Source organism: Cyanobium gracile PCC 6307, assembly GCF_000316515.1.
GTDB classification, from domain to species: domain Bacteria; phylum Cyanobacteriota; class Cyanobacteriia; order PCC-6307; family Cyanobiaceae; genus Cyanobium; species Cyanobium gracile.
Genome location: NC_019675.1, coordinates 789,323 through 814,138, shown reverse-complemented (window position 1 = coordinate 814,138; position 24,816 = coordinate 789,323). Strand labels below are relative to the sequence as shown.

Here is a 24,816-nt window from a genome sequence, read left to right as displayed (position 1 = left end):
TTCACATTGCTCAACGCATTCGCCGCATGTTCACGCAGGTCCGTTCCGCCAGCCGCCGGGTCAGCCCTGCCCCCACCGATGGCGCCAACGACCGGGTGGTGATGAAGGCCGTCTACGTGGTGCTCGAACCCCAGTACCAGAACGCCCTCACCACCGCCGCCACCGGCCTCAACGACCAGAACGGTCCCCTGGCGGTGGAGCTGAGCGGCTACCTGATCGAGGAGCTGCGCGACCCGGCCAACTACGCCGACTTCTGCGCCGACGTGGCGGCGGCCGACGTCTTCATCGCCTCGCTGATCTTCATCGAGGATCTGGCCCAGAAGGTGGTGGACGCCGTGGCCCCCCACCGCGACCGGCTCAAGGCGGTGGTGGTGTTCCCGTCGATGCCGGAGGTGATGCGCCTCAACAAGCTGGGCACCTTCTCGATGGCCCAGCTGGGCCAGAGCAAGAGCGCCATCGCCCAGTTCATGCGCAAGCGCAAGGAAGCCAACGGGGCCGGCTTCCAGGACGCCATGCTCAAGCTGCTGAACACCCTGCCGACGGTGCTCAAGTACCTGCCGGTGGAGAAGGCCCAGGACGCCCGCTCCTTCATGCTCAGCTTCCAGTACTGGCTGGGGGGAACGCCGGACAACCTGCGCAACTTCCTGCTGATGCTGGCCGACCGCTACGTCTTCGGCAAAGCGGAGCTGGGCCGGCCCCAGCTGACGGTCGCCGACCCGGTGGTGTTCCCGGACCTGGGCATCTGGCACCCGCTGGCCCCGGGCATGTTCGAGGACCTCAAGGAATACCTCAACTGGAGCGCCAGCCGCGCCGACCTCAGCGAGCGGGCCCGCCGGGGTCCGGTGATCGGCCTGGTGCTGCAGCGCAGCCACATCGTCACCGGCGATGAGGCCCACTACGTGGCCGTGATCCAGGAACTGGAATATCGCGGTGCCACGGTGATCCCCGTGTTCTGCGGCGGCCTCGACTTCTCCCGGCCCGTCTCCTCCTTCTTCTACGACCCGCTTCAGCCGGAGCAGCCCCTGGTGGATGGGGTCGTGAGCCTCACCGGTTTCGCCCTGGTGGGCGGCCCGGCCCGCCAGGACCATCCCAAGGCGATCGAGACCCTCAAGCGGCTCAACCGGCCCTACATGGTGGCCCTGCCGCTGGTGTTCCAGACCACCCAGGAATGGGAAGAGAGCGACCTGGGCCTGCACCCGGTGCAGGTGGCCCTGCAGATCGCCATCCCCGAGCTGGATGGCGCCATCGAACCGATCGTGCTGTCGGGGCGCGACGACGCCACCGGCAAGGCCCACACCCTGCAGGACCGGGTGGATGCCATCGCCGAGCGGGCCATCCGCTGGGCCTCGCTTCGGATCAAGCCCCGCGCCGAGAAGAAGCTGGCGATCACCGTGTTCAGCTTCCCCCCCGACAAGGGCAACGTGGGCACCGCCGCCTACCTCGATGTGTTCGGCTCGATCTTCCGCGTGCTGGAGGAGATGAAGGCGAAGGGCTACACGGTGGACGCCATGCCCCGCACCCCGAAGGAGCTGATGGAGGCGGTGCTCAGCGATCCGGAGGCCCTCGAAGGAGCACCCGAGCTGGCGATCGCCCACCGCATGAGCGTCGAGGAGTACGAGCGGCTCACCCCCTATTCCGAGCGTCTCGAAGAGAACTGGGGCAAGCCCCCCGGCAACCTCAACTCCGACGGCACTAACCTGCTCATCTATGGCCGTCACTTCGGCAACGTGTTCGTGGGGGTGCAGCCCACCTTCGGCTACGAAGGCGATCCGATGCGCCTGCTCTATTCCCGCAGCGCCAGCCCCCACCACGGCTTCGCCGCCTACTACACCTATCTGGAGAAGGTGTGGGGCGCCGATGCCGTGCTGCACTTCGGCACCCATGGCTCCCTGGAGTTCATGCCGGGCAAGCAGATGGGCATGAGTGAAACCTGCTACCCCGATTCCCTCATCGGCGCCCTGCCCAACCTTTATTACTACGCGGCCAACAACCCGTCGGAGGCCACCATCGCCAAGCGGCGGGGCTACGCCTCCACCATCAGCTACCTCACCCCGCCCGCCGAGAACGCCGGCCTCTACAAGGGGCTCAAGGAGCTGGGCGAGCTGGTGGGCTCCTATCAGCAGTTGCGGGAGAGCTCCCGGGGGGTGCAGATCGTCAACGCGATCATCGAAACGGCCCGCCAGTGCAACCTCGACAAGGACGTGGCCCTGCCCGAGGCCGATGCGGCCGAGCTTGATCGCGATGCCCGTGACGGCGTGGTGGGGGCGGTGTACCGCCAGCTGATGGAGATCGAAAGCCGGCTGTTGCCCTGCGGCCTGCACACCATCGGCAAGCCCCCCACCGCCGAGGAGGCGACCGCCACCCTGGTGAGCATCGCCGCCCTGGAGCGGGAGGAGGAGGGCCTGCGTTCGCTGCCGGGGCTGCTGGCGGAAAGCCGGGGCCGCACCATCGCCGAGGTGTACCGGGGCAACGATGAAGGCGTGCTGGCGGATGTGGAACTCAACCGGGTGATCACCGAAACCTGCCGCGCCGCCGTCGGTGCCATGGTCAAGGAGGTCACCGGCGCCGATGGCCGTGTCACCCTGCGCCGCAATTTCGGCTGGTTCTTCGACCTGCTGGAGCGCTTCGGCTACCGGCTGCCCAGCCCCTGGCTGAGCGCCTGCCGCCAGGCGGGCTTCCCCGACGTGGATGTCACCGAGCTGGATCGCCAGTTCGCCTACCTGCGCTTCTGCCTGGAGCAGATCTGCGCCGACATGGAGATGGAGAGCCTGCTGCGGGCCCTCGATGGCGAGTACGTGCTGCCCGGACCCGGCGGTGATCCGATCCGCAACCCCGGCGTGCTGCCCAGCGGCAAGAACATCCACGCCCTCGATCCCCAGGCCATCCCCACCCGGGCGGCCATCGCCGCCGCCAAGGTGGTGGTCGACCGGCTGATCGAGCGCCAGAAGGCCGAGCAGGGCACCTGGCCGGAAACGATCGCCTGCGTTCTCTGGGGCACCGACAACATCAAGACCTACGGCGAATCCCTGGCCCAGATCCTCTGGTTCATCGGCGTGCGTCCCATGGCCGACTCCCTCGGCCGGGTGAACAAGCTGGAGCTCATCTCCCTCGAGGAGCTGGGCCGGCCCCGCATCGATGTGGTGGTGAACTGCTCGGGCGTGTTCCGTGACCTGTTCATTAACCAGATGGCCCTCATCGACCAGGGCGTCAAGATGGCGGCCGAGGCCGACGAGCCCCTGGAGATGAACTTCGTGCGCAAGCACAGCCAGGAGCAGGCGGCTGAGCAGGGCATCTCCCTGCGGGAGGCGGCCACCCGGGTGTTCTCCAATGCCAGCGGCAGCTATTCATCAAATGTGAACCTGGCGGTGGAGAACAGCACCTGGGAGGAGGAAGGCGAACTGCAGGAGATGTACCTCTCCCGCAAGACCTTCGCCTTCAACGCCGACAACCCCGGCGAAATGAACCAGAACCGGGAGGTGTTCGAATCGGCGATGAAGACCGCCGATGTGACCTTCCAGAACCTGGATTCGGCCGAGATCTCGCTCACCGACGTGAGCCACTACTTCGACTCGGACCCCACCAAGCTGATCGCCGGCCTGCGCGACGACGGCAAGGCCCCCACCAGCTACATCGCCGACACCACCACGGCCAACGCCCAGGTGCGCTCCCTGAGCGAAACCATCCGCCTCGATTCGCGCACCAAGCTGCTCAACCCCAAGTGGTACGAGGGCATGCTCGATTCCGGCTACGAAGGGGTGCGGGAGGTGGCCAAGCGGCTCAACTTCACCCTCGGCTGGAGCGCCACCAGCGGCGCGGTCGACAACTTCGTCTACGAGGAGGCCAACGAGACCTTCATCAACGATCCGGAGATGCGCAAGCGGCTGATGGACCTCAACCCCCACAGCTTCCGCCGCATCGTCGGCACCCTGCTGGAGGTGAACGGCCGCGGCTACTGGGAAACCTCTGACGAGAACATCGCCCAGCTGCAGGAGATCTACCAGGAGATTGAGGACCGGATCGAGGGGGTGACCAAGGAGTCCTGATCGTTCAGGCTCCAGGGGCCTGGGGGCGGCGGCCCTCTTGCCCCTGGTCCGTTTCCATGGCTGGGGCTGGAATCGGCAGGAGCTCCTGGGAGGCCGATGCTTTCCTGCCAATGGGGAATGGCAGAAGCGTTTGCTGTCTCGATACCCAGCTGACGACGCAGCCTTAGCAGCAGATGCGCTGCATCGAGACAAGGCATTGCCATATCCACACAATTATTCATAATCCCCGCATGGGCCGTTGGCGCTGAGGTTTGGCTCCTTTGCCGGGGCCACAGCTCCTGCTTCTTCGCAGTCAGCCGTCCGGCGCACCGATTCCTGCGTAGGACTGAGTCATGCCATTGCACGGGAACAGATCCGTGAGAGTTGACATCCAGGCTCAACTCATCGCCGTCAAGTCAGAGGCAACGCTGATGGCATCCCTGCCATCTCAGGCACCGGCAATGGTATAGACGAACAACCCAGCTCCACTCCCTACACCCCTGAGAACCATGTCCAACAAAATCGACGCCGCAGCCAAAGATGCTGAAGGCAAAATCCAGTCCGCCGTCGGCTCCATCACTGGCGACAAGGGCCAGCAGATCAAAGGAGAAGCCAAGCAAGTCCAGGCCGATACCATGAAGGCGGAGGCCAAAGTGAAAGAGGAAGCCAAGAAGGCTGCCAGGAAGGTTGAAGACGCCATGGAATAGTCAGCCAGCCGGCAGCCGTTGGGATCCCATAGCGTCCAGTCTCCATAGCAAGATCCTGACAACGGCCAGTCAGACCGTGACACGTTCATAAGTCGCCATCAGGCCAAGTAGTACCTAATCATCCGTGGTCAACACCAGCCGGGGAGTCCATCACTCCCCGGATTCTTCCTAATCGCCTTACGTGTTGGCTGGCTCAGCTCACGTTGATGCGATGTCTGGAAGCTCTGCTGGATGCGTCCAACCTGAGGTCTTCAGGCTGCGTCCTGGTATCACCCGGACTGGCGGAATTATGGCGACCTTGATTGAGATCTTCCGTACCATTATTCAACGATCATGTCTTCCAAGTCCAACGACGCCCCCGTCCGTGGGGACGCTCCCGCCAACAACCTGTCGCAACCGGCGGAGACCCATCAGAGCGTTGAAGCGCTGGCTGACACGATCACGACGAATCACGGGATTCCGATAGCCGACAATCAGAACACGCTGCTGGCCGGAGTGCGTGGTCCGGCGTTGATGGAAGACTTTGTCCTGCGGGAAAAACTCACCCACTTTGACCACGAGCGCATCCCCGAGCGGGTTGTCCATGCCCGTGGATCCGGCGCCCATGGCTACTTTGAGCTCTACGCGTCGTTGGCGGATATCACCAAGGCCGCCTTCCTGAGCGATCCGGCTGTGAGGACGGATGTCTTCGCTCGCTTCTCAACGGTGGCTGGCAGTTCTGGCTCTGGAGATCTGGCAAGAGATGTGCGTGGATTTGCCGTCAAGTTCTATACATCAGAAGGTATCTACGATCTGGTAGGGAACAATATTCCTGTTTTCTTTGTTCAAGATGCCATGAAGTTTCCTGATCTCGCCCATGCTGTCAAACCGGAGCCGGATCGGGGATTTCCACAAGCGTCCTCAGCGCACGATACCTTCTGGGATTTCGTCAGCTTGAGCCCGGAGTCCATGCACATGCTGCTCTGGACGATGTCGGATCGGGCTATACCGCGCTCCTTCAGGATGATCGAGGGCTTCGGTGTCAACACTTTCCGCATGGTCAATGCGGCCGGTGCGTCGAATTTTGTCAAGTTTCATTGGCGCCCCAGGCTTGGTCTGCAATCCGTGCTTTGGGACGAAGCGGTGAGCATCAATGGCGCCGATCCCGATTTTCACCGTCGAGATCTCTGGGAGGCGATTGACCAGGGTGATTTCCCCGAATGGGAGTTTGGCGTGCAAGTCATCAGTGAGGCAACGGCAGCATCCCTGGACTTTGATGTGCTTGATCCAACCAAACTGATTCCTGAGGAACTCGTTCCTGTGCGGATCGTTGGCAAGATGGTACTCAACCGAAATGTGGGCAACTTCTTCTCAGAGACGGAACAGGTGGCGTTCCTGCCCACCAATCTGCCGCCGGGTATCGAATTTTCGAATGATCCCCTGCTTCAGGGGCGCTTGCATTCCTACCAGGACACCCAGATCACACGCCTCGGCGGACCCAATTTCCATGAGCTTCCGATCAATGCGGCGCGCTGCCCGATGCACAATTTCCAGCGCGATGGCATGCATCAGATGAACGTTCCCAAGGGTCGCGTGAGTTATGAACCAAATTCGCTCGATCAAGGGGTGCCTCGCGAAAATCCACATCGGGGCGCGACCAGCATTCCTGAGCAGATGGATGGTGAAAAGATTCGTCAGCGCGCCTCCACCTTCGCTGATCACTACTCCCAAGCCCGACTCTTCTTTCGTTCGGTTACTAAGCCTGAACAAGCCCACATCATCGACGCCTTCGCCTTTGAACTCTCCAAGGTGCAAGTGAAGGCCATCAGAACCAGGATGTTGGGGCATCTGGCGATCATTGACCCGGACCTTCAGGCCCAGGTGGAGGCGTCGCTCGGCATGCAAGGGGAGGCGGACACGATCACACCCGCCGTCAAGCCCCGCGAGCTGACGCCTTCGCCGGCCCTCAGCATCCTGGCCAAGGCCGTACCGACCCTGAAGGGCCGCAAGGTGGGCGTACTTCTGCTGGATGGATTTGATCCCGCCCTGCTGACGGCCCTGCAGGACAGTGTCAACAGTGAGAAGGCTTCGCTGTTCCTTGTCGCCAACTCCATCGCCGGTGCCACGGACTCCAGCGGCAAGCTCGTGCCAGCCGATGGCGCCCTGAGCGGCTCCCCGTCCGTCTTTTTCGACTCGGTGGCCATCCTGGCCCCGAAGGATCCACCGAAGACGCTGCCCCTGGCCGCAGCCACCACCGAATGGCTGGAGAAGGCGTTCAACCACCGCAAGGTGATGGCCTACAGCTCGGGTGCCAAGACCATTCTCGAGCGCGCCCAAGTAGCTTCCGATCCTGGCGTGGTGCTGCTGTCCGGAGCCAGCAGTGTGGGTGGATACATCAAAGCGGCCAAGCATGGCCGCCTCTGGGATCGGGTGCGGGCTGGTGAGGAGGGGGCCGATGCTTGATACGCCGTCGCGGCTCGCCCCCGCCATTGCCACCGTCGTCAGGCCCGTCCCATTCCCGTTGCCCGATGGCTTGAGTGTCCGTGAAGTGATGCTCAAACTGATCGCCGCTGGCCTGGACACGCTGCCGATGCCGGGCAGCGGGGCCACCCTGGAGCGCTGGCGCGCGCTGGCGGAGATCGGTGCGCTTGATCTCTCCCTGGCCAAGCTCTATGAGGGCCACACCGATGCGGCAGCCATTCTTGCCGAGCTGCGCGGCAGGACGGCCGACGGCCTGTGGGGCGTCTGGGCTGCCGAAGACCCACGCTTTCGACTGGTTTATCGGGATGACGGCCATGGCGGCCAACTGGTTGGCCAGAAGCCCTGGTGTTCTGGCGCCTCCGTGGTGGATCATGCCCTGATCACCGCCTGGACAGAGGCGAACAAGCCGATTCTGGTTCAGGTCAAGCTCGACCATACCGGCGTCACCCTGCAGAGCGATGGCTGGAAGGCCGTCGGCATGGCCGCCTCCGAGTGCGCTGTGGTGACCTTTGACGGGGTCCCTGCCAGCCCCGTTGGTCTGGCTGGTGATTACGGTGCACGTGCTGGTTTCTGGCAGGGAGCTGCGGGTATCGCCGCCGTCTGGTACGGCGCCGCCTGTGCCATCGCCTCGACCCTGGCCGCATCGCCTCTGGTGGAACGGGATCCCCACGCCGCCGCCCATCTCGGTGCCGTCGATGCCTTGGTGCGAGGAAGTCGGGCGCTGCTGGTGGAGACGGCCGCCTGGATCGATGCCCATCCCCAGGCCGATGCCTTCGCCGCCGCCCTGCGCGTCCGGGCCAGTGTCGATGCGGCGGCGAGCGAGGTGATCTGCCGCACCGGTCGCGCCCTGGGGGCCGCGCCGCTCTGTGCCATGGCCGAGCATGCGCAGCGCTGCGCGGATCTTCCCGTCTTTCTTCGCCAGAGCCATGCCGAATGGGATGGTGCGCTCCTCGGGCGCAGCGTGGCGGGCCACGCTGATGGATGGCTCCTATGAGCATCCTGTCTGCAAGGCTCAACGCCAACGCGGTTGATTTCCCTGCTCCCCATGGGTCTCTGCGTGCCTGTGTCGTCATTCCGGTCCGCAATGAACAGGCGGTGCTTCCCGGCGTCATTGCTGCCCTTGCCGCCCAGCGGGACTTACAGGGTGAGGCGCTTGACGGCCACGATTTCGAAGTTCTGCTGTTGCTCAACAACTGCACCGACGCCACGGCTGCTGTGGCCGAGTCTTTGCAGCAGCGTTTTCCCCAGTTGGCCCTGCACATCGCCCAGGTCGTCTTTGCTCCTTATGAGGCCCATGTGGGCCGGGCGCGTCAGTCCCTGTTTGATGTCGCTTTTCAGCGCTTTGAGCGCCTGAATCGCCCAGCGGGCTTGATCCTTTCCACCGACGCGGATTCGCGCCCGGCTCCCGACTGGATTGCCCAGAACGCGCTGGAGGTCGCGGCCGGCGTCGACGGTGTGGGGGGCTGGATCAGCCTCGATCGCGTCGAACGCTCGGAACTGCCCGCCGGCGTGCGCCGGCTGTTTTCGCTGGATGTCATGTATCGCCGTGCCCTTGAAGAACTGTGCTCTCTCTACGTACCGCAGGTTCATGATCCCTTCCCACGCCACCACCAGCATTTCGGCGCCAGCATCGCCGTCACGGCGGCGGCCTACGGGCGTGCCGGCGGTATGCCCCTGCGGGCCTCCAGCGAAGACGTGGCTCTCTACCAGGCCGTTCTGAACAGCGGCGGGCGCTTTCGTCACAGCTTTCGGGTGCGGGTGGTGACCTCGGCACGCATGGTCGGACGAGCTCAGCGCGGCCTGGCCGAGGCCATCCAGGCGTGGAATGGCCTGGTCGGCGCAGCGTCCCCAGTGTTCGTGGAACCGGCCCATGCCGCCGAGGAACGGTTGGCCCGGCTTGGCCTCTGGTGCAGCCATCATCCCGGTGGCAACCCGCCGCCCGCTTTGACCATCACGCCGGAGGTGACGGTGGCCGGCAGGGGACAGGAGATCGGCGCTGCCATCAGGGCGTTGCGCGCCAGAAGTTCGGCCCTGCTGTTACTGCCCTTCAGGGATCGGCTGGAGGCTGTGCGTCGGCGCCTGACGGCCCCTGCAAACACGGGTCGGGTGCTGGCATGAACGAGCTCTCCCTGCTGGCCGACGTGGAGCGGCATCCCCTGGTTCCTTGCGAGGCCGTGGCGAAGCTGGGCCGTGTTGTGCTTCTGGCACCCCATCCCGACGACGAGGCGCTGGGATGCGGCGGCCTGCTGGCCCTGTTGGCGGACGGGAACCAACGGGCCCACGTGATTGTGATGACGGATGGTTGCCGCTCCCATCCCCGCTCACGTGCCTATCCGGCAGCCCGCCTTGCCGCGCTGCGCAGCGAAGAAACGCTGGCGGCTCTGGCCGTGCTGGGTTACCCAGCGAGCGCCGTGACGTTCATGGGTTTTGAAGATGGTGCGCTGCCCGCCGATGACACGGCCGGCTTCGGGGCGGCGGCCTGTCGCTTGCGGGAGCTGCTGATCGAGCATTCGCCGGACACGATCGTTCTGCCCTGGCGTCGTGACTCCCATGCCGACCACCAATCGACCTGGCAATTGTGCCGGGGGGCGGCCTCTGGGCTCTCCGTCACATTCCGCTGGCTCGAGTATCCCGTCTGGGCATGGTCGCCGCCTGATGCCCACGAAGTTCCACCCCAGGCCACGGAGGTGAGGGTGTGGCTTCTGGATATTGCAACGGCACAGAAGCGTAAACGGCTGGCTATTGCCCAATACGGATCCCAGCTGGGAACTGTGGTCGACGATGACGCGAGCGGCTTCATCCTGGAGCCGTCCATGCTTGCCCATTTCCACAAGCCCTGGGAGCTCTATCTGGAGCCGCACCATGGCTGACGAGACACCCATCATTGAGCCGGTACTGGGGGCCAGCGGGTCGGTGGCTCCGGAACACTTCGATCAACTCTATGCTGCCAATGCGGATCCCTGGGACTTCGAGACCAGTACCTATGAAGCGAAGAAGTATGCCGCAACGTTGGCCTCACTGCCATTGCCGAACTATGTGAATGGCTTGGAGCTTGGTTGCTCGATTGGTGTTTTCACTCAGCTGCTGGCGACCCGTTGCTGGAATCTGCTCGCGACGGATGTCTCTGGCTTTGCGCTCTCCAGAGCCCAGACCCGTTGCGCAAGCCTGCCAAACGTACGCTTTGAACACTATCAACTTCCCGATCACTATCCTCAAGGTGTGTTCGATCTGATCGTCGTGTCAGAACTTGGCTATTACTTTTCCGTCAACGATCTTGCGATATTGCGTGCCAGCATTGCAGGTTCTCTGGACATCCATGGGCATCTTCTGCTGGTCCACTTCACTGGTGAAACCAGTTATCCACTGACGGCGGCAGAGGTTCACCGCTGCTTCCTTGAATGGCCTGATCGCCCTTGGATCAGCGTGCATCACCAGATCGAGAAGGACTACAGGCTGGATGTGCTCCAGAAGCTCTGAGGCTTCCACATTGGTTACACCAGCACAGCTTCGGAATGTTCCAGCCTTGGCTGTGGTTGTGACCGTCTACAGCAAAAGAGGGGGGCCGAAGCCCCCCCAGCTACCCCTGCGGGGTGAAGCAACGCCAGGATCAACGGCCGATCTTGGCCACTTCGGCGCGGGCCCGGGCCAGGACGGCGCCGGTGAGGGGCACATAGTCAAGCGTCTTGGCGATGTTCTGCCCCTTCGGCGAGAGGCCCCAGTTCAGGAACTGCCGGAGGGTGCCGGCCTTGTCGCCATTGCCGCGCTGGTAGGCCAGGACCCAGGTGAAGGAGGCGATCGGGAAGGCGTTGGCGCCGGCCGGGTTGCAGTCTTCACCGCCGAGGCGGGAATCCAGCTTGATGCTGTTGAGGGCGGCCGCGCCGGTGGCGTCGTTGGCGAGAACGAACTTGCCGGCCTTGTTCTGCACGGCGGCCGGAGTGATCCGCCCCTTCACGAAGGCCTGGTTGAGGTAGCCAATCGAGCCGGGGGTGTTCTGGATCAGACCGGCCACGCCCTCATTCCCCTTGCCGCCCACACCCACGGGCCACTTAACGGCCTTGGAGGCGCCCACCTTCGACTTCCACTCGGGCGAGAAGCAGGAGAGGGAGTTGGTGAACACGTAGGTGGTGCCGGAACCGTCGGAGCGGTGGGCCACGGTGATGGTCCCTTTGCCGCACTTCAGTTGCTCCCAGGTGCGAATCTTGCCCAGGAAGATGTCAGCCACCTGGCGCTGAGTGAGCTTGAGGTTCTTGCAGCTGGGGTTGTTGTAGGCCGGGGTGACGGTGCCGCCCATCATCGGAATCTGCAGGGCACCGCGCTGGGCGGTCACGCCCTTGGTGAACTCCCCTTTGGAGGCATTCAGTTCCTCATCGGTGGCGCCGAAATCGACACTGCCGGCGTGGAACTGGCGCACACCGGCGCCGGAACCCACCGACTGGTAATTCACCTGCCTTTTGGTTTCCCTGGCGAATTCCACGGCCCAGCGCTGATAGGCCGGAGCCGGAAAGCTGGCCCCGGCTCCGTTGATCGAATTGCTCTGGGCGATCACAGGAACCGCCACGCCAGCCGTGAGCGCGCCGGCAGCGGAAAGGATCAGGGCCTTCTTCGCGAAGGTCATCAGGATGGCCAAGTTGGGGGCAAGTTATGAATAGCAACCCGCTCTGACCATTTGTGTTATGGAGAGGTTAACGGGTGTTCAAGGATTGAGTACTCCATGGAACGTCCCACGGAACTCCCCTGGAACGAGCGCGCTGCCCCTGTCCCTGCCGGTCCGTTTCGGCCCTGCTGCTGCTCGGCCCGGCGCCGCGGCTCCCGCTTCGCCAGCGCCGCCTTCGTCACCGGTGGGCTTGATGTGGCCTGCGAGCGGGACTGTGGCTGCAGCAGGCCCACTGTCTGCGCGGTCCGTTTGAGGTGGTGCTGGCGACGGCGGCCCCGCCCCGCTCCACCCGGGGGATGGAGCTTCTGGCCCAGGCCGCCGATGGGGTGATGCGCCTTCCCGGCCGGCTCGGCCTGCCCCAGGAGTTCGGCGCCCTGCTGGGGCGGCGGTTGCTGGAGGCTCTGGAGCCGCAGCACGGTTGACCTGGCGTCGTGCCCTGAGGAAGCTGCCGCTCCACGGGAGAGACGGAGGCGGTCGCCATGGGATTGGCGAGCCTGCTGGGCTGTGCCGCTCAATCGCCCGTTGCCGACAGCTTCAGCTTGGCGCCGAACGTGTGCCGCTCTGGAGCGGCCCGGGAGTCCTGCCGCGCGCCCGTCCCCTCCGACCCGGGCGGAACGGTTGGTGAGGGCGATCCTGCCGCCACACCTCTCACCAGGCGTTTCTCTCGATGCGCACCCACAGGCTGCGGCGGACATCCAGGCTCACCAGCAGCTCCAGGTGCTCGGCCGTGATCGCCCTGGCCTCCTCCATGCGGCCATCCAGAGATAACTGGGACAGGCGCTCCAGGCACCAGTCCCGCTGGTGAGTGAGGACGAGGACGCGTTGCAGCTGGGCGTCATCCTCGGAAGAGGGAACTCTGGTCATGGCTGGCCGGCCCATGGAAGCCGTCAATCTGTCGATCTCGGGCCGGTCGATGTAGGCGAAGCACACAACAGACGGTGCCTTTGCTGACGCTGGAGGGAGACGGTGACCAATGTCACATCAGAGTGTGAGATAGGGGCGGCTTCGCCGCCATGGCCTGGCTAGGGATAGGAAGGACATCCCTGCCAAGCCTGTGAAAGAGCTCACCTCCGCGATCAATCAACACCTGGCCGCAGAGTTTCAGGCCGGCCACACCTATCTGGCCATGTCGATCTGGCTGCGGGAAAAGGATCTGGCCGGATTCTCCACTTACATGCTCGAGAAGAGCCAGGAAGAGCGCAACCACGCGGCCCGCATGATTGCCTACCTGGTCGACAGCGATGAACAGGTGGAGCTGCCCACCATCGAAGCCCCTGAACGCAGCTGGCCGTCGGTGCAGGGGCTGTTCGATCGGGTCTACGAGATGGAGAAGGGGGTCACCGCTTCCATCAACCGTCTCTATGCCATGGCGGAGGATGTGGGCGAGCGCAGTGCCACGGCCATGCTCGACTGGTTCGTGGCCGAACAGCTCCAGGAGGAGGCCGAGGCCCGGTTCGTGCGCAAGCGCCTGCGACTGGCCGGTGACAACAGTGCCGCCCTGCTGCTGCTGGACCAGCAGTTCCTCGAGGGGACGGCCCTGGCCCACGTCAAGGGCGGCCTCAGCGGCGCCACCGGTGCATGAATCATGATGACGTCTTTTCCATATCGTGTTATCCCGACTCCGTTGAATCCGCCCGCCCGTTGTGCCCATGCCCGCTCCTGAGCGCGCTGCCCCTGTCCCTGCCGCGTCCTGTCCCCCCAGTGGGGATCGGGCTGATGGTCGCCTGCAGCGACGGGCGGGCTGGCGCTGGGGGGCCAGCGACTCCTGTCATGGGTCCGGAGCAGGCAGGGGGAGGGGCTCCGGGTGGCAGGTCGCCCTGCTGGGCATGCCCAACACCGGCAAGTCGACCCTCTACAACCGCCTCACGGGCGGCCATGCGCAGATTGCCAACTGGCCCGGCCTGACGGTGGAGCTGCTGCGGGGGGCGATGCCGGCCGACCGCCACGGCACGACCTTCGAACTGGTGGATCTGCCGGGAATCCACGACCTGAGCGGCAGCAGCGAGGACGAGGCCGTGGTGCAGCGCTTCCTGCGCCACACGCCTCCGGATCTCGTCCTGGTGGTGCTCAATGCCAGCCAGATCACCAGCCAGCTGCGCCTGCTGCTGCAGCTCCAGCAGCTGGGGTTGCCGGTCGTGGCGGCGCTGAACATGAGCGATGAGGCCCGCGGCTTCGGCCTTGGGATCGATCACCGGGGGTTGTCGCAGGAGCTTGGCCTGCCTGTGCTGCCCGTGAGCGCCAAGCACAACCAGGGCATCGCCGCGCTCATCGAACAGCTGCATCAGTGGGGCGAGAGCTCCAGCGCGGCTGGCTGGGCGCCGCCGGCCGGCCGAGGCGAGTTCCAGGCTGTGGACGATCGGCTGCGGGATCTGGTGGCCCGTTACGTGACGCTGCCGGAGCGGTGGCTGAATCGCCGCACCCGTTTGGTGGATCGGGTGCTGCTCCATCCCCTGGTTGGCGTGGTGCTGTTCCTGGGCCTCGTGCTGGCGGTGTTCCAGGTGCTGTATGCGGTCACCGCTCCGCTCCAGGATCTTCTGGGAACGGGACTCGACTGGATCCAGGCCAACGGGCTGGAGCCGGCTCTGCAGGCGCTGGGCTCGCCGGACTGGTTGCGGCGCTTCCTGCTGGACGGCCTCTGGCTGGGCGTGAGCACGGTGGCCACCTTCCTGCCCCTGATCTTCGTGTTCTACGTGCTCATGGGCATCATCGAGGACTCGGGCTATCTGCCGCGCGCCGCCTTTCTGATGGATGGCTTTATGCGCTGGCTGGGGCTGGATGGCCGTGCCTTCGTGCTGCAGGTCATGGGGTTCGGCTGCAACGTGCCCTCGATCATGGGAACACGGGTGATCCGCGATCGGGGCATGCGCCTGCTGGCGATGCTGTGCATCCCCTTCGCGCTCTGCCAGGCCCGGCTGACCGTGTTCCTGTTCATGGCCGGCGTGTTCTTCCCCCGACCCTGGTGGGCGCCTGGGCTGGTGCTGTTCGGGTTCTATGGGATGAGTTTTCTGGCCGCCGTGATCACGGGCCTGGTGTTCCAGCGGGCCTATCCGAGTGAGGAAGCCTTCGTGCTGGAGCTGCCCCCCTACCGGGCCCCCAGCCTCACCACCATCCTGCGCCGGGGCTGGACCTCGATGCTGAACTTTCTGGTCACCACCCGCGTGTTCATCATCGTGGGTGCCGCCGCCATCTGGCTGCTCACCAACCTTCCCCCGGGTGCGGCGGAGGGATCGGGCCGCACCCTCGCCGGAGGCATCGGAGCTCTCTTCCAGCCGCTGCTGGGGCCGATCGGCATGAACCCGGAGCTCACCGTTTCTCTGTTCTTCGGCTTCATCGCCAAGGAGATTCTGCTGGGAGCGATGGCGGTGATCTACGGGACCACGGAATCCGGCCTGGGTGATGCGATCCAGAACGCCATCACACCGTTGCAGTCCCTGAGTTTCATGACCTTCGTGCTGCTCTACACCCCCTGCCTGGGCACCGTGGCGGCCCAGATCCAGGAGGCCAGGAGCCGCCGCTTCGCCCTGTTGTCCCTGGGCTGGTCCCTGGTGCTGGCCTGGGTGCTGGCCTTCCTCGTCTATCAGGGCGGGGGGTTGATCCTGTCCCTGGGCTGAGCTGCAAGCACTGATTCAGTGTGGACCGATCAGATGGACGTCCATTTCGGCGGCATGTTCGGGGCGGAGCATGAATTCCAGAAGCCCGCTGGCCAGATGCAGGAGGCCACCGGGCTTGCCGCGCCGCAGCACTTCCACTTCCACCCCGGGCCGCACACCCATGGACTGCAGCCGACGCTGCAGGGCGGGATGGCTCGGCAGGGAGGCGATCGAAACCCTGGCGCCCGCTGGAACCTGACTGAGGGGCATGAACAACCTGTCTTTGGACTCCACCCTAGGGCCGCTCAAGGCGGCTCCCCTGCCAGTCGATGGTTCGGTCATGCCGAAGCTGCAGTCAGGTCAAAGGCCTGCCGCAGCGAGGTGGCAAGGTCATGCTCCATCTGCATCTTCCTTCGCTCCCCATCCTGCATCTTGCTGTAGAGCCGACTCAGTTCAAGTTCCTGGTTCTGGAGATGCCGTGCCAGTCCGATCCTGGCCTGGTTCAACTGGGGATGATCCACCAGGATCGCTGTGATCGGTTCGCCGCGTCGGATTCGCTTCAGCACCTCATGGGTCCCGTGGGCTGTCCCTGTCCGGCAACCCACGAAATCCCAGACCGCCTGCGGGGAGGAGACCGTCATGATCCTGAGGAGTCACGCTCGAATCTCTGCAGGTTGAGCAGCGTTAATGAATGGTCGCATCTTCGACCATGGCGACAAAATGGGCCAGTTCCGTGGCATTCCCGCGGTGGAAGTTGGCCTGGTCAAGCTTGACGTTCTCCAGGGCCGTTTCTGTGTTGTAGTCCCGCTTGAGTCGGTTCAGCTCGCTGACCAGCTGCTGCCTGTCGTTGTTGTATACGATGAAGTTCTGCGGCCATCGCCCATTGCAGCCTGGCTCCGGTGTCTCCAGGTCATGGGCGTGGCACCAGCGGGCATAGGGCGTCAGAATGATGCCACCGCAGGCCTGCACCTCACAGATCGGCAGTCCGATGGGTTCGCAGTGGGCCACGACATAGAGGCTGCAGCTCCTGTAGATCGTCCGGATCTCCCGCATGGAAGAGCTGCCATGGAGCACCTTGAAGGGGATGCCCAGGCCCTGCGCCTCCATTCCAGCGACCCGATTGATGCACTGAAGTTTCCGGGTGTCGTTCGGAATCCCGGTGGCTTCAGGGTGACGTTGGCTCCAGGTGCGCCACCCCCAGGCCGCAGCCCGGGCAGGGGCGCATCGGATAGGTGTTGAACGGGAAACGCGGCGGCTGGAAGGGTTCGATGCCCCGGCGCCGGTCGAAGCGCACCATGCCGATACGGCCGCTGTGGGCCACCACCAGCGCCGTGCGCCCCAGCCGGCGCTGGCTGCGGGCCCAGCTGCCGGTGTTGTAGTAAGTGATGTGGCAAGGGATCCGCTCGTCACCGCCGCTGTCCGGCAGGGCCAGGGGCGTGGCTTCGGGGATGTGGGTGTGGCCGTTGATCAGCCCGTCGAGGGGCTCCGGACCGTGCCGCTCCCGCTGCAGGTGGCGGATGATCCCGCGCTTGATCAGCCGGTCGTGGCCGGTGCGGCTCTTGAGGGCACTCTCGAGCACGAAGGCCAGGGAGAAGCCACCGGAGGAGTTGAGGCCCCGGCTCACCGGAATGGGCCATTCCCGGTGGCTGGCCAGTAGGTCCACGGCGCTTTGCAAAATCGCCTCGGCATTCCACCCGGCCGGCTGGGCTCCGGCGGCCGGCCGGGTGAATGGGGACAGCAGGCCGTTGATGCCGGCGCTGTAGTGCTCCTGGAGGCGGGCCAGCCCCTCGGCGGCGCCGGCGTGGAAGCGGATCAGCCGGTCGTACTCGTCGCCGTGGCGCACCAGCAGCCGCTGCCCCGCCGGGGTGATGTACGTGGCCTGGCGCCGGATGGCGAATCCGGGCCGCTCCAGGCCGGCGTGACGGCGCAGGTAGGCGTCATGGTTGCCGGGGACGTAGACGATCGCCACCCCCGCCCGGCCCAGGGCCTCGAGCCTCTCGATCACCCGGCGATGGGAGGCCCGCAGCAGCCGCGCCTCCTGCGGGAGCTCGCTGGCCGGTGATGCTCCGCGGCTGCCGCTTAGCAGGGTGTCGATCCGTTCAGTGAGAAAGGAGGCATCGACATTGGCGTTGAAGCGGATCGCCTGCAGATCGATGATGTCGCCGACCAGGAACAGGGTTTTCGGGCGGATGCACTCCAGGAAGGCCGCCAGATGGCCGGCCTCGCACTGATTGGAGCCCAGATGCAGGTCAGAGATGAACAGGGCGTCGCAGCTGAGCAAGGACTTCTGGCGAGAGTTCTGGCGCCCTGGGGTTTGGGTGCTTGATGGCAGCACACAGCGCCATGGTGACATGCGTGCCGCCACGATTCCGACTGGTCAGGGATGAAGAAACAGGATCGAATCTCCCCGTCTCTGCCTCACTGCCAAATGGGAATACCGTTGGTTTTCGTCCGTCGCGTGGCGCACTTCCTCAGGTGATCGATGGGCTGGTCGATGGCCCTCCGAATCGCTCAGCCGGCCTGTTGCCAGAGGCGCAGCAGCTCCTCCCGTTGCTCCGGCGAGGGCGGCGGCAAGCGCTTCACGCCCCGGGCCGCCGGGCTGCCACCACCGCCATCGGCACCGCGGAATCCCAGGCGGGTGAGCACCCCCTGTCCCTCGGGGGAGAGCAGGAATGCGACCAAGCGCTCCCCGTCCTCCGTCCGGCCGGTCGCCTCCCCCCGCAGCACGGCGGCCGCCAGCACCGTCTCGATGGTGGGATCGGGGAACAGCAGCACGTACCCCCCGGGCCGCAGGCGGCCGGCCTCCCCCTGGCGTGCCAGGGCGGAGGCCTCGTAGACCAGCGCCAGGTCGCCTTCGTTGGGGCCACCGCTGATGAACTCCTGCAGCAGGATGTCGGTGGATCGGGCCGGCCGGTAGACGGCCCGGCGCAGGGCGGCGGCACAGCCGCCACTGCCGCCACCAGCGCCATATCCGCCACTGTTCGCGTCCTGGCACCAAAGCGCCAGGGTCAGCTGGCCGGAGTTGGAGCGCATCGGATCGGCGCTGCGCAGATCGAAACTGCCCCAGCTCTCCGGAGCGCCCAGGGCCCCCCACTGCCCCGCCGCCGTGGCCCGCCGCAGCAGCGGCCAGGAGAAGCGCCCATCCGGGAACAGCCGCTGGACACGCTCCGGCCAGGCCACCGCCACCAGCAGGGTGCGTGCCACGGGTATGGGGGCCTGCAGGAACGCCGGCGCCCCGCCCTGGGCCTGCAGCTCGGTGGCCAACCGGCTGAGCAGATCCCTGTTAGCGGGAATCAGCACCCGCGGTCGCTCCGGGCCCTCCTCCCGGGCGCGGTTGACCATGTCCTGGGAGCCCTGCACCCTCCAGACCAGGTCGATGCCCCCATGGCGGCGTTCGAACAGGGGTTCGAGTTCGGCCATGGCGCTGGCCAGTTCCGAACCCACCGCCACCACCAGCTGGCGCCGCAGGCCGGGGAGGGGGGCCGTCGCCAGGGCCAGGGAGGCCCCGGCGATCAGGAGGGAAAGCAGGCGCCGGCGGGTCAGGGTCGCTGCCAAGGGGAGCGGTCCGGGTTCGCTGCAGTCTGATCGGCGCCGCCCGGATCCAGGATCCTTGCCAGCAGAATGGGATCGACGTTCTGCGCTGCTCCATGGCACGGGCCCAGCGGTCGGCCGGCCTCAGCACCGCGCTTCTTGCCCTGCCGCTCCTGGGCCTGTCGATCAGCGGCTGCCAGCTCCTGGCCCCGCCGCCGCTGGAGCTGGAGATGCTGCTGGGCAGCGCCCTGAAGGGCTTCTGCCATGAGGCAGCCAAGGCCATCGCCCAGACGCCCCCGCGGCTCGCTGACCGCACCCCGGTGCTCCTGCGCTGCCGGGCCGCCGGCAGCGGCGATGTGGTCAGCGAGATGGAAAGCCACGCCCGGGGCGTGCTCCAGGGGGGGCAGGCGGCTGATGACCCACGCATCCCGACGCTGCTGTCGGTGGATGGCGAGATCTATCTCGACCTGCTGCGGCACCGCCTGCAGCGCCTGGCCCCCACTCGGGAGCTGATCCCGTCGCCGGCTGACGCGCCTGCCCTGGCCTCCAGCCCGATGGTGTTCATGACCACTCCGGCGCTGGCGAAGGGCCTCGACCGTCCCGATCCCTTCACCGCTCTGGCACGCAGCAGCGACCACCGCCAGCTGGATCCGGCCGGGCCCTCCCAGCCGATCCGTTTCGTCCACACAGCTCCGACCCGTTCCAACTCGGGCCTCCAGACCCTGGTGGCGATGGTGGCCGAAGTGGCCGGCAAGCGGCCTGAAGCGCTCACCCTTGCCGATGTGCAGGCCCACGGCGACCAGGTGACGGCCATCCAGCGGCACGTGACCCGCTACGGCAGCTCCACCGACGAACTGGCCCGGGCCATGCAGCGTAACGGTCCCTTCTGGGCCTCGGTGGGTTCTGTCTACGAGTCGTCGGTGGTGGCGGTGAACGCCTCCCGCCAGGGCGACCAGGAGCCCCTCAAGGCGGTGTACCCAAGGGCCACCTACGCCAGCACGATGCGGGCGATCCTCCCGGACGCCCCCTGGGTGTCGCCGCAGGAGAAGCAGGCGGCCCTGCTGCTCATCGAGCGCCTCCAGCGTGAGGACGTGCAGCGCCTGGCGGCCGACCAGGGGCTGCGGCCGGCCAACCCGGCGGTGCCACCCAGTCGCGTCACAGCGGCCTACGGCGCCGACCCCCGAGCCGTCTACGACTCGCTGCGGGCCCCGAAACCGGAGGTGGTGGAGGCGATCATCACCCTCTGGCGCAACCAGGCCAAGAAGCCCTCCCGGGTGGCCCTGGTGGTGGACAGCTCCGGTTCGATGAAGGGGGAGAAGCTGCCGGCGGCCCAGCGCAGCCTGCAGGCCTACCTGGCCCAGATCGGTCCGCGGGACACCGTGGGCCTGTTCGATTTCGACAACCGGCTGAGGCCCCCGGTGGTGGTGACCGGTGCCGGCTCGGCTGGCGGGGCGGCGGGCGCCAGCTTCATCGCCTCACTGGACGCGGAGGGCGGCACCGTGCTTTACGACGCCATCCGCCAGGGTCGCGACTGGCTGCGCTCCACCCGTCGCCCCGGCGAGATCCTGGCGGTGGTGGTGCTCACCGATGGCCAGGACAACGGCTCGCGCCTCTCCCTGGAAGGGCTCGGCGGTGAGCTGAAGCGCAGCGGCTTCGCCAGCGACGAGCGCATCGGTGTGTTCACCATGGGCTACGGCAACCAGGGGGATTTCGACCCCGACGTGCTGCGCCGCATCGCCGAGAGCAACGGCGGCGATTTCACCACCGGCACCGCGGACAGCATCCGGCGCCGCATGGAAGATCTGCAGATGGCGTTCTGATGGCGTTGGCGTCCGGCTGGTCCAACCCGCTCGACCATCCCCTGGCGGTCGCCGCCGGCGGCGTGGGCCTGGTTCTGCTGGTGCGCGCAGGCGGGGTGAGCCTCCCTCTGGCCCTTGCGGCGGCGGTCGGGCTGAGCATCGCCTGCGCGGCCCTGCTCTCCCGTCTGGGGGCGGCCGGACGTCGCAGCCGCAGCCAGCGGCTCCATGACCAGCGCCTCGATGCCGGACTGGAGGAGGCCCTGGAACGGGCCGGCGGCCTGGCGGTGACGGCGCTGGCGTTGCGGGAGGAGGCCGTGGCCCGTTTCACGGACCCGGGCCATCTGGAGGCCCTGGGCAGCGTCCAGCTCTGCTGCGAGCGGCTGCAGCAGCTGCCGGAGCGGCTGCGGGAACGTCGGCCCCTGCTGGAATCCGGCGGCGGGCAGCGCCTCGATCCGGAGGACCTGGCGCATCGCCTGGCGCGGGAGGAGAAGGCCCTGCAGCGGGAGGCGGAGGGGCCCCTGCGCCAGGAACGGCGGCGGCTGGTGGACCAGCTGCGCCGCAACCTGCACGCGGCGCGCCAGGGGATGGATGAGCGGGAGGCCCGGCTGGTAGCCCTTGCCACCAGGCTGGAGGCCATTGATGGCGGCCTGCAGCAGCTGCGCCGCCAGATCGATCACCAGTGGCCCAGTACCGAGGCCAGCGATGCGGCCATGGCGACGGCGATCGAGCCGCTCGATGAGGCCCTCGATCAGATCGAGCGGTCACTCGACGCCGGCACCACCTGAGGCCCCAGCAGGGGGCCGCCCGCCAGGCGCCGGATCGCCACCACCCCGGGGCGGGGAGCCCGGCCTGGGACGCCGGAGGGCCAGTTGGAGCCCAGGGGCACCCAGCGCAGCTGCTCGAAGGAGCGGCCGGAGCGATCCACCAGCCGGTGGGCCTGGGCCTCACGGGCCTCCGCCGAGGGGCGGGTGCCGTGGTCCTCGCCCGGGTGCTGCACCGCCAGGAACAGGGTGGATTCGCCGTCGTCGAAGCAGGGCCCGGTGAGCTCGCACTCCATCGGGCCGGTGGCGAAGCAGTAGGCCTCACCGGCGTGGGGGCCGCGGCTGGGCAGCACCCAGCAGCTGTTGTTGCCGAACAGATCCAGGTCGGCTGACTTCGTCGAGCGGTCGGTCACCATCCAGAGGGTCCCCTGCCGGTCGATGGCGAGGTTGTCGGGATTGGCGAAGCCCATCCCCCCTTGCCACGGGGCCCCGCCGGTGGCCACCATCCGCCAGCGGAAGGAGCCGGCCCGGGCCGGACCGTCGTCGGCCAGGCCCATGATCCAGCCGTAGGGCCAGGTGGCCTGGCCTTTGGGCCCACGGAAGATGGCCGGGTCGGCCCGGCCGTCGTCGCTGCCGCCGCCGGCGGTGAAGGCGATCAGCAGCTCGCCGCTGATGGGATCGATCACCGTGTCCTCGGGCCGGGCCGCGGGGGTGGCGCCGATGGCGCAGGCGGCCAGGTGGGCATCGATCAGGATCGCCCCCATCCGCTCCTCCCCCTCCCCGGGGTAGAGGTCGGCCAGGGTGGCGAACCGGCGCCGGTAGGCCGCCACGGCCGCGTCGCTGCTGAAGGCTTCGGCCCCAGGCTTGAGGCGGTCGCTGTGGGGCAGCAGCACCGCCTGCTCCACGCCGTGGCGGGCGAAGTGGCCAGGGCCCAGCGGCGCCACCGGGGTGGTGGTCTCCAGGGGCAGCCAGCGCCCCCGGCCCCCGCCGCCATCCCGGCCGGGGGGATCGAAGCGGGCCACCTCGAGCCGGCCGGCGCTGAACAGCTCCGAGTTGGCCGGGTCGGCCGGATCGCGGATCACCGTGTCGCTGACGAAGCGATAGAGGTGGCCGCCGTGGCGGTCGCAGCCGGAATAGACCACCAGGGGCTGGCCGGCGACGGCCTTCACCGCCACCGCCTCGTGCCGGAAGCGGCCCAGCCAGCTGTGCTTCACGGCGGGGCGTTCGGGCTGGCGCGGGTCGAGCTCCACCATCCAGCCGTACTTGTTGCCTGCCAGGCCGAAGGGGTTGCCGAGGCCGTCGAGGCGCTGGCCGTCGTAGGCGAACGGGCGGGCGGCGGGGGAGACGGAGGAGCCGTCGGCATGGACGGCCTCGGCCACCTGGCTCTGCATGTTTTCCTCGGCGCTGAGCACGGTGCCCCAGGGGGTCTCGCCGCCGGCGCAGTTGGCGAAGCTGCCGATGATCGCGTCCCCGAGGCCGTCGTCGTAGCCGAGCCGCTCGCGGCGGCGGAACACGGCCGCCGCCGGCCCCGAGCTGCGCAGGCGCCGGGTGGGGTCGCGCCAGCCGCTCAGGCCGGTGATGCGGCGATCGAACCGGCCCGGCCGGCGCCGCCAGGGGCCACCAGGCTCCCGCTCCAGCTCGATCACGCCGACCCCCAGGTCGGCCATGGCCGCCGCCGCCAGCTGGCGGATGGGCTCCAGCAGCGGGTCGTCCGCCGCCAGGCTGGCGGCATCCACCCGGCCGCCCCGGGCGGCCAGCGCGTCGATGACGGCGTCGAAGGGCAGCTCGCCGCCCACCGCCTCGGCGTAGCCCTGCCGCCAGGACCGGGCGCTGATGTACTCGAAGTTCACTGTCAGCAGGGCCCGGTCCGCTCCCAGGGGCAGGAAGGAGAGGTGGTCGTTGTTGAAGCCGAAGCGGCCGTCGGCCAGCGGGTCCCCCCAGACCGCCAGCAGATCGGCCCGGAAGCCGTCCGGAAGCACCAGCCGGTCCTCGAGGTCGATGCGGGCGTAACGGCGCCGTTGCTCCGCCGCGTCGAGCCCGTCGCCGGGCACCGGCAGGGGGGTGGGCACGGTCGGGAACGGGGGGGGCGGCGTCGGGGCGGCCCCGGCCTTCCAGGCGGCCGCCCTGCCAGGGGCTGCCGTGGGCAGCACGGCGCCGGCGAAGGAGCAGGCTCCGATTCCGAGCAGGGAAAGCAGGTCGCGACGGTTCATCGATTGGGGGGGCAGGGGTCGCTGCGGCGCGGGGCCAGCAGGGCCAGGTGGTTGTCCTGCAGGGGGCTGAAGTTGTCGTCCGAGGCCAGCAGGAGGGTGGGGCGGCCATCGGCCCGGGCGGGTCCCGGGGTCATGGCCTCCCAGTTGTCGGGTGGGAGGCCGGCCGCGATCAGATCCCACTGCTGGATCGGCGCCAGCACCGCCTCGGGATCGGCCTTGGGATCGGCCCGTTCGTCCGGCAGCGGGTAGTGGGCCAGGAGCACCTGCCAGCGGGCGGGGGCCTGGAAGCGCCGCAGCAGGGCCAGCAGGCCCGGCGCGGGGCCGGCGGCGTCGACCACCAGCAGATCGGTCAGTCCCCAGCCCTCGCCGGCGGGGATGGCCAGCCGGGCCAGGGGATGGGCCTTCGGCCCGGCGGGCTCCAGCGACCAGCCCAGCAGCCGCACCTGCCCCGGTGGATCCTGCAGCAGGGGCCTTTCCGCGGCCATCAGCAGCACATCCGTCTGCCTAGGGCGGCGCAGCAGGGCCAGAGACTCGGGCCCCTGGTTGGCTTCGAGGCCGCGCCCCGGGGCCGGCTGCCAGTCGGCGGGCAGGGTGTAGGCGCGCTGCAGCAGGCCGCTGCTCCGCTCGAAGGCCAGCAGCTGGGCCGGCCGGGCGGCGCTGCGGCGCCCCTCGCTGGCCACCCAGAGCCGCTCGCCGAGCACCACCAGCCCTTCGGCGTCGATCTCCGCCGGCAGCGGAGCCTGGGGCGATCCCTGCAGCTCCAGCCGGAACACCGGCCGAAGCGGCACCCGCCCGAGCTGCCGCACGCCGCTCCAGGCGTCCACGCGGCCCCGGGGGGCATCGCTGAGCAGCAGCAGGACATCGCTCTCACTCCGGTAGCTGGCGGCGGAGTAGCCGCCCAGGGGCGCTCCGTCCGCCCCGCGGCGCGGCAGGCGGGCGCCCGCCACCAGCTCCCAGCCCGCCTCGGCCGGGCAGGGCAGCAGGGGCGGCGGCGGGGGGAGGGGCGAGGAGGCGGCGATCAGGGGCACGACCATGGGGGGAATTCTCCCGTCGCCGGGGGGCGGCGGCGGCATCCGGCGACA

General features: G+C 67.3%; 21 protein-coding genes. 12 read left to right on the top strand and 9 right to left on the bottom strand.

Annotated features, from left to right (window positions below):
* Positions 1-26 precede the first annotated feature (26 nt).
* From CYAGR_RS03680 to CYAGR_RS03650, 7 genes are all read left to right on the top strand, one after another.
* Positions 27-4,043, top strand: coding sequence for a magnesium chelatase subunit H (locus CYAGR_RS03680; RefSeq protein ID WP_015108431.1), 4,017 nt, complete (start codon positions 27-29; stop codon positions 4,041-4,043).
* Positions 4,044-4,531: 488 nt separating this feature from the next.
* Positions 4,532-4,729, top strand: coding sequence for a CsbD family protein (locus CYAGR_RS03675; RefSeq protein WP_015108430.1), 198 nt, complete (start codon positions 4,532-4,534; stop codon positions 4,727-4,729).
* 333 nt (positions 4,730-5,062) lie between these two features.
* On the top strand, positions 5,063-7,171 hold the full coding sequence (locus tag CYAGR_RS03670; protein WP_015108429.1) for a catalase: 2,109 nt from the start codon (positions 5,063-5,065) through the stop codon (positions 7,169-7,171).
* A complete protein-coding gene (locus CYAGR_RS03665) occupies positions 7,164-8,183 on the top strand; it encodes an acyl-CoA dehydrogenase family protein (protein WP_015108428.1) in 1,020 nt (339 codons plus the stop codon). Before CYAGR_RS03670 ends, CYAGR_RS03665 begins: the two co-directional genes overlap by 8 nt.
* A complete protein-coding gene (locus CYAGR_RS03660; RefSeq protein WP_015108427.1) occupies positions 8,180-9,307 on the top strand; it encodes a glycosyltransferase family 2 protein in 1,128 nt (375 codons plus the stop codon). The genes CYAGR_RS03665 and CYAGR_RS03660 overlap by 4 nt, the downstream gene beginning before the upstream one ends.
* A complete protein-coding gene (locus CYAGR_RS03655) occupies positions 9,304-10,059 on the top strand; it encodes a PIG-L deacetylase family protein (RefSeq protein WP_015108426.1) in 756 nt (251 codons plus the stop codon). The genes CYAGR_RS03660 and CYAGR_RS03655 overlap by 4 nt, the downstream gene beginning before the upstream one ends.
* Positions 10,052-10,666, top strand: coding sequence for a class I SAM-dependent DNA methyltransferase (locus CYAGR_RS03650; protein WP_015108425.1), 615 nt, complete (start codon positions 10,052-10,054; stop codon positions 10,664-10,666). Before CYAGR_RS03655 ends, CYAGR_RS03650 begins: the two co-directional genes overlap by 8 nt.
* 130 nt (positions 10,667-10,796) lie before the next feature.
* Here CYAGR_RS03650 and pstS read toward each other — a convergent pair whose 3' ends face one another.
* On the bottom strand, positions 10,797-11,804 hold the full coding sequence (pstS, locus tag CYAGR_RS03645) for a phosphate ABC transporter substrate-binding protein PstS (RefSeq protein WP_015108424.1): 1,008 nt from the start codon (positions 11,802-11,804) through the stop codon (positions 10,797-10,799).
* Positions 11,805-12,097: 293 nt separating this feature from the next.
* On the opposite strand from pstS, the gene CYAGR_RS18125 reads away from it, so the two are divergent.
* A complete protein-coding gene (locus tag CYAGR_RS18125; protein ID WP_156818378.1) occupies positions 12,098-12,265 on the top strand; it encodes a hypothetical protein in 168 nt (55 codons plus the stop codon).
* Positions 12,266-12,491: 226 nt separating this feature from the next.
* On the opposite strand, the gene CYAGR_RS03640 is transcribed toward CYAGR_RS18125, so the two are convergent.
* Positions 12,492-12,707: a hypothetical protein gene (locus tag CYAGR_RS03640; protein WP_156818377.1), complete on the bottom strand. Its 216-nt coding sequence runs from the start codon at positions 12,705-12,707 to the stop codon at positions 12,492-12,494.
* A 190-nt stretch (positions 12,708-12,897) separates the two neighbouring features.
* Here CYAGR_RS03640 and CYAGR_RS03635 point away from each other — a divergent pair, with 190 nt between their 5' ends.
* Both CYAGR_RS03635 and feoB read left to right on the top strand, forming a co-directional pair.
* Entirely contained in the window at positions 12,898-13,425 is a 528-nt protein-coding gene (locus CYAGR_RS03635) for a ferritin (RefSeq protein ID WP_015108421.1), read from the top strand.
* 244 nt (positions 13,426-13,669) lie between these two features.
* On the top strand, positions 13,670-15,454 hold the full coding sequence (gene feoB, locus CYAGR_RS03630) for a ferrous iron transport protein B (RefSeq protein ID WP_015108420.1): 1,785 nt from the start codon (positions 13,670-13,672) through the stop codon (positions 15,452-15,454).
* 15 nt (positions 15,455-15,469) lie between these two features.
* On the opposite strand, the gene CYAGR_RS03625 is transcribed toward feoB, so the two are convergent.
* The 5 genes from CYAGR_RS03625 to CYAGR_RS03605 form a co-directional block, all read right to left on the bottom strand.
* Entirely contained in the window at positions 15,470-15,703 is a 234-nt protein-coding gene (locus tag CYAGR_RS03625; protein WP_043326349.1) for a FeoA family protein, read from the bottom strand.
* Positions 15,704-15,771: 68 nt separating this feature from the next.
* Positions 15,772-16,074, bottom strand: a complete 303-nt coding sequence (locus CYAGR_RS03620; protein WP_015108418.1) for a hypothetical protein — start codon at positions 16,072-16,074, stop codon at positions 15,772-15,774.
* 43 nt (positions 16,075-16,117) lie between these two features.
* On the bottom strand, positions 16,118-16,540 hold the full coding sequence (locus CYAGR_RS03615; RefSeq protein ID WP_015108417.1) for a hypothetical protein: 423 nt from the start codon (positions 16,538-16,540) through the stop codon (positions 16,118-16,120).
* Between the two features lie 58 nt (positions 16,541-16,598).
* Positions 16,599-17,714, bottom strand: a complete 1,116-nt coding sequence (locus CYAGR_RS18120; RefSeq protein WP_015108416.1) for a UDP-2,3-diacylglucosamine diphosphatase — start codon at positions 17,712-17,714, stop codon at positions 16,599-16,601.
* A gap of 230 nt (positions 17,715-17,944) precedes the next feature.
* The gene (locus tag CYAGR_RS03605) at positions 17,945-18,988 is read right to left on the bottom strand and encodes a substrate-binding domain-containing protein (RefSeq protein ID WP_015108415.1); all 1,044 of its coding nucleotides are present in this window, start codon (positions 18,986-18,988) and stop codon (positions 17,945-17,947) included.
* A 92-nt stretch (positions 18,989-19,080) separates the two neighbouring features.
* On the opposite strand from CYAGR_RS03605, the gene CYAGR_RS03600 reads away from it, so the two are divergent.
* Together CYAGR_RS03600 and CYAGR_RS03595 are read left to right on the top strand one after the other, a co-directional pair.
* Positions 19,081-20,784 (top strand): VWA domain-containing protein, encoded by a 1,704-nt coding sequence (locus tag CYAGR_RS03600; protein ID WP_015108414.1) that lies wholly within the window; start codon positions 19,081-19,083, stop codon positions 20,782-20,784.
* The gene (locus tag CYAGR_RS03595) at positions 20,784-21,548 is read left to right on the top strand and encodes a coiled-coil domain-containing protein (RefSeq protein ID WP_015108413.1); all 765 of its coding nucleotides are present in this window, start codon (positions 20,784-20,786) and stop codon (positions 21,546-21,548) included. Before CYAGR_RS03600 ends, CYAGR_RS03595 begins: the two co-directional genes overlap by 1 nt.
* On the opposite strand, the gene CYAGR_RS03590 is transcribed toward CYAGR_RS03595, so the two are convergent.
* Both CYAGR_RS03590 and CYAGR_RS03585 read right to left on the bottom strand, forming a co-directional pair.
* Positions 21,512-23,734, bottom strand: coding sequence for a PhoX family protein (locus CYAGR_RS03590; RefSeq protein WP_015108412.1), 2,223 nt, complete (start codon positions 23,732-23,734; stop codon positions 21,512-21,514). The two genes, CYAGR_RS03595 and CYAGR_RS03590, sit on opposite strands and share 37 nt — an antisense overlap.
* Positions 23,731-24,768: an esterase-like activity of phytase family protein gene (locus CYAGR_RS03585; protein ID WP_015108411.1), complete on the bottom strand. Its 1,038-nt coding sequence runs from the start codon at positions 24,766-24,768 to the stop codon at positions 23,731-23,733. Before CYAGR_RS03585 ends, CYAGR_RS03590 begins: the two co-directional genes overlap by 4 nt.
* Between the last annotated feature and the right edge of the window lie 48 nt (positions 24,769-24,816).

Coding starts and splice junctions, on each gene's coding strand:
- CYAGR_RS03615 (WP_015108417.1), bottom strand. CDS start 16,540: ATGGAGGCGCAGGGCCTGGGCATCCCCTTCAAGGTGCTCCATGGCAGC.
- CYAGR_RS03660 (WP_015108427.1), top strand. CDS start 8,180: ATGAGCATCCTGTCTGCAAGGCTCAACGCCAACGCGGTTGATTTCCCT.
- CYAGR_RS03600 (WP_015108414.1), top strand. CDS start 19,081: ATGGCACGGGCCCAGCGGTCGGCCGGCCTCAGCACCGCGCTTCTTGCC.
- pstS (WP_015108424.1), bottom strand. CDS start 11,804: ATGACCTTCGCGAAGAAGGCCCTGATCCTTTCCGCTGCCGGCGCGCTC.
- CYAGR_RS03585 (WP_015108411.1), bottom strand. CDS start 24,768: ATGGTCGTGCCCCTGATCGCCGCCTCCTCGCCCCTCCCCCCGCCGCCG.
- CYAGR_RS03650 (WP_015108425.1), top strand. CDS start 10,052: ATGGCTGACGAGACACCCATCATTGAGCCGGTACTGGGGGCCAGCGGG.
- CYAGR_RS03625 (WP_043326349.1), bottom strand. CDS start 15,703: ATGCCCCTCAGTCAGGTTCCAGCGGGCGCCAGGGTTTCGATCGCCTCC.
- CYAGR_RS03655 (WP_015108426.1), top strand. CDS start 9,304: ATGAACGAGCTCTCCCTGCTGGCCGACGTGGAGCGGCATCCCCTGGTT.
- CYAGR_RS03675 (WP_015108430.1), top strand. CDS start 4,532: ATGTCCAACAAAATCGACGCCGCAGCCAAAGATGCTGAAGGCAAAATC.
- CYAGR_RS03680 (WP_015108431.1), top strand. CDS start 27: ATGTTCACGCAGGTCCGTTCCGCCAGCCGCCGGGTCAGCCCTGCCCCC.
- feoB (WP_015108420.1), top strand. CDS start 13,670: ATGCCCAACACCGGCAAGTCGACCCTCTACAACCGCCTCACGGGCGGC.
- CYAGR_RS03620 (WP_015108418.1), bottom strand. CDS start 16,074: ATGACGGTCTCCTCCCCGCAGGCGGTCTGGGATTTCGTGGGTTGCCGG.
- CYAGR_RS03665 (WP_015108428.1), top strand. CDS start 7,164: ATGCTTGATACGCCGTCGCGGCTCGCCCCCGCCATTGCCACCGTCGTC.
- CYAGR_RS03640 (WP_156818377.1), bottom strand. CDS start 12,707: ATGACCAGAGTTCCCTCTTCCGAGGATGACGCCCAGCTGCAACGCGTC.
- CYAGR_RS03670 (WP_015108429.1), top strand. CDS start 5,063: ATGTCTTCCAAGTCCAACGACGCCCCCGTCCGTGGGGACGCTCCCGCC.
- CYAGR_RS03590 (WP_015108412.1), bottom strand. CDS start 23,734: ATGAACCGTCGCGACCTGCTTTCCCTGCTCGGAATCGGAGCCTGCTCC.
- CYAGR_RS03595 (WP_015108413.1), top strand. CDS start 20,784: ATGGCGTTGGCGTCCGGCTGGTCCAACCCGCTCGACCATCCCCTGGCG.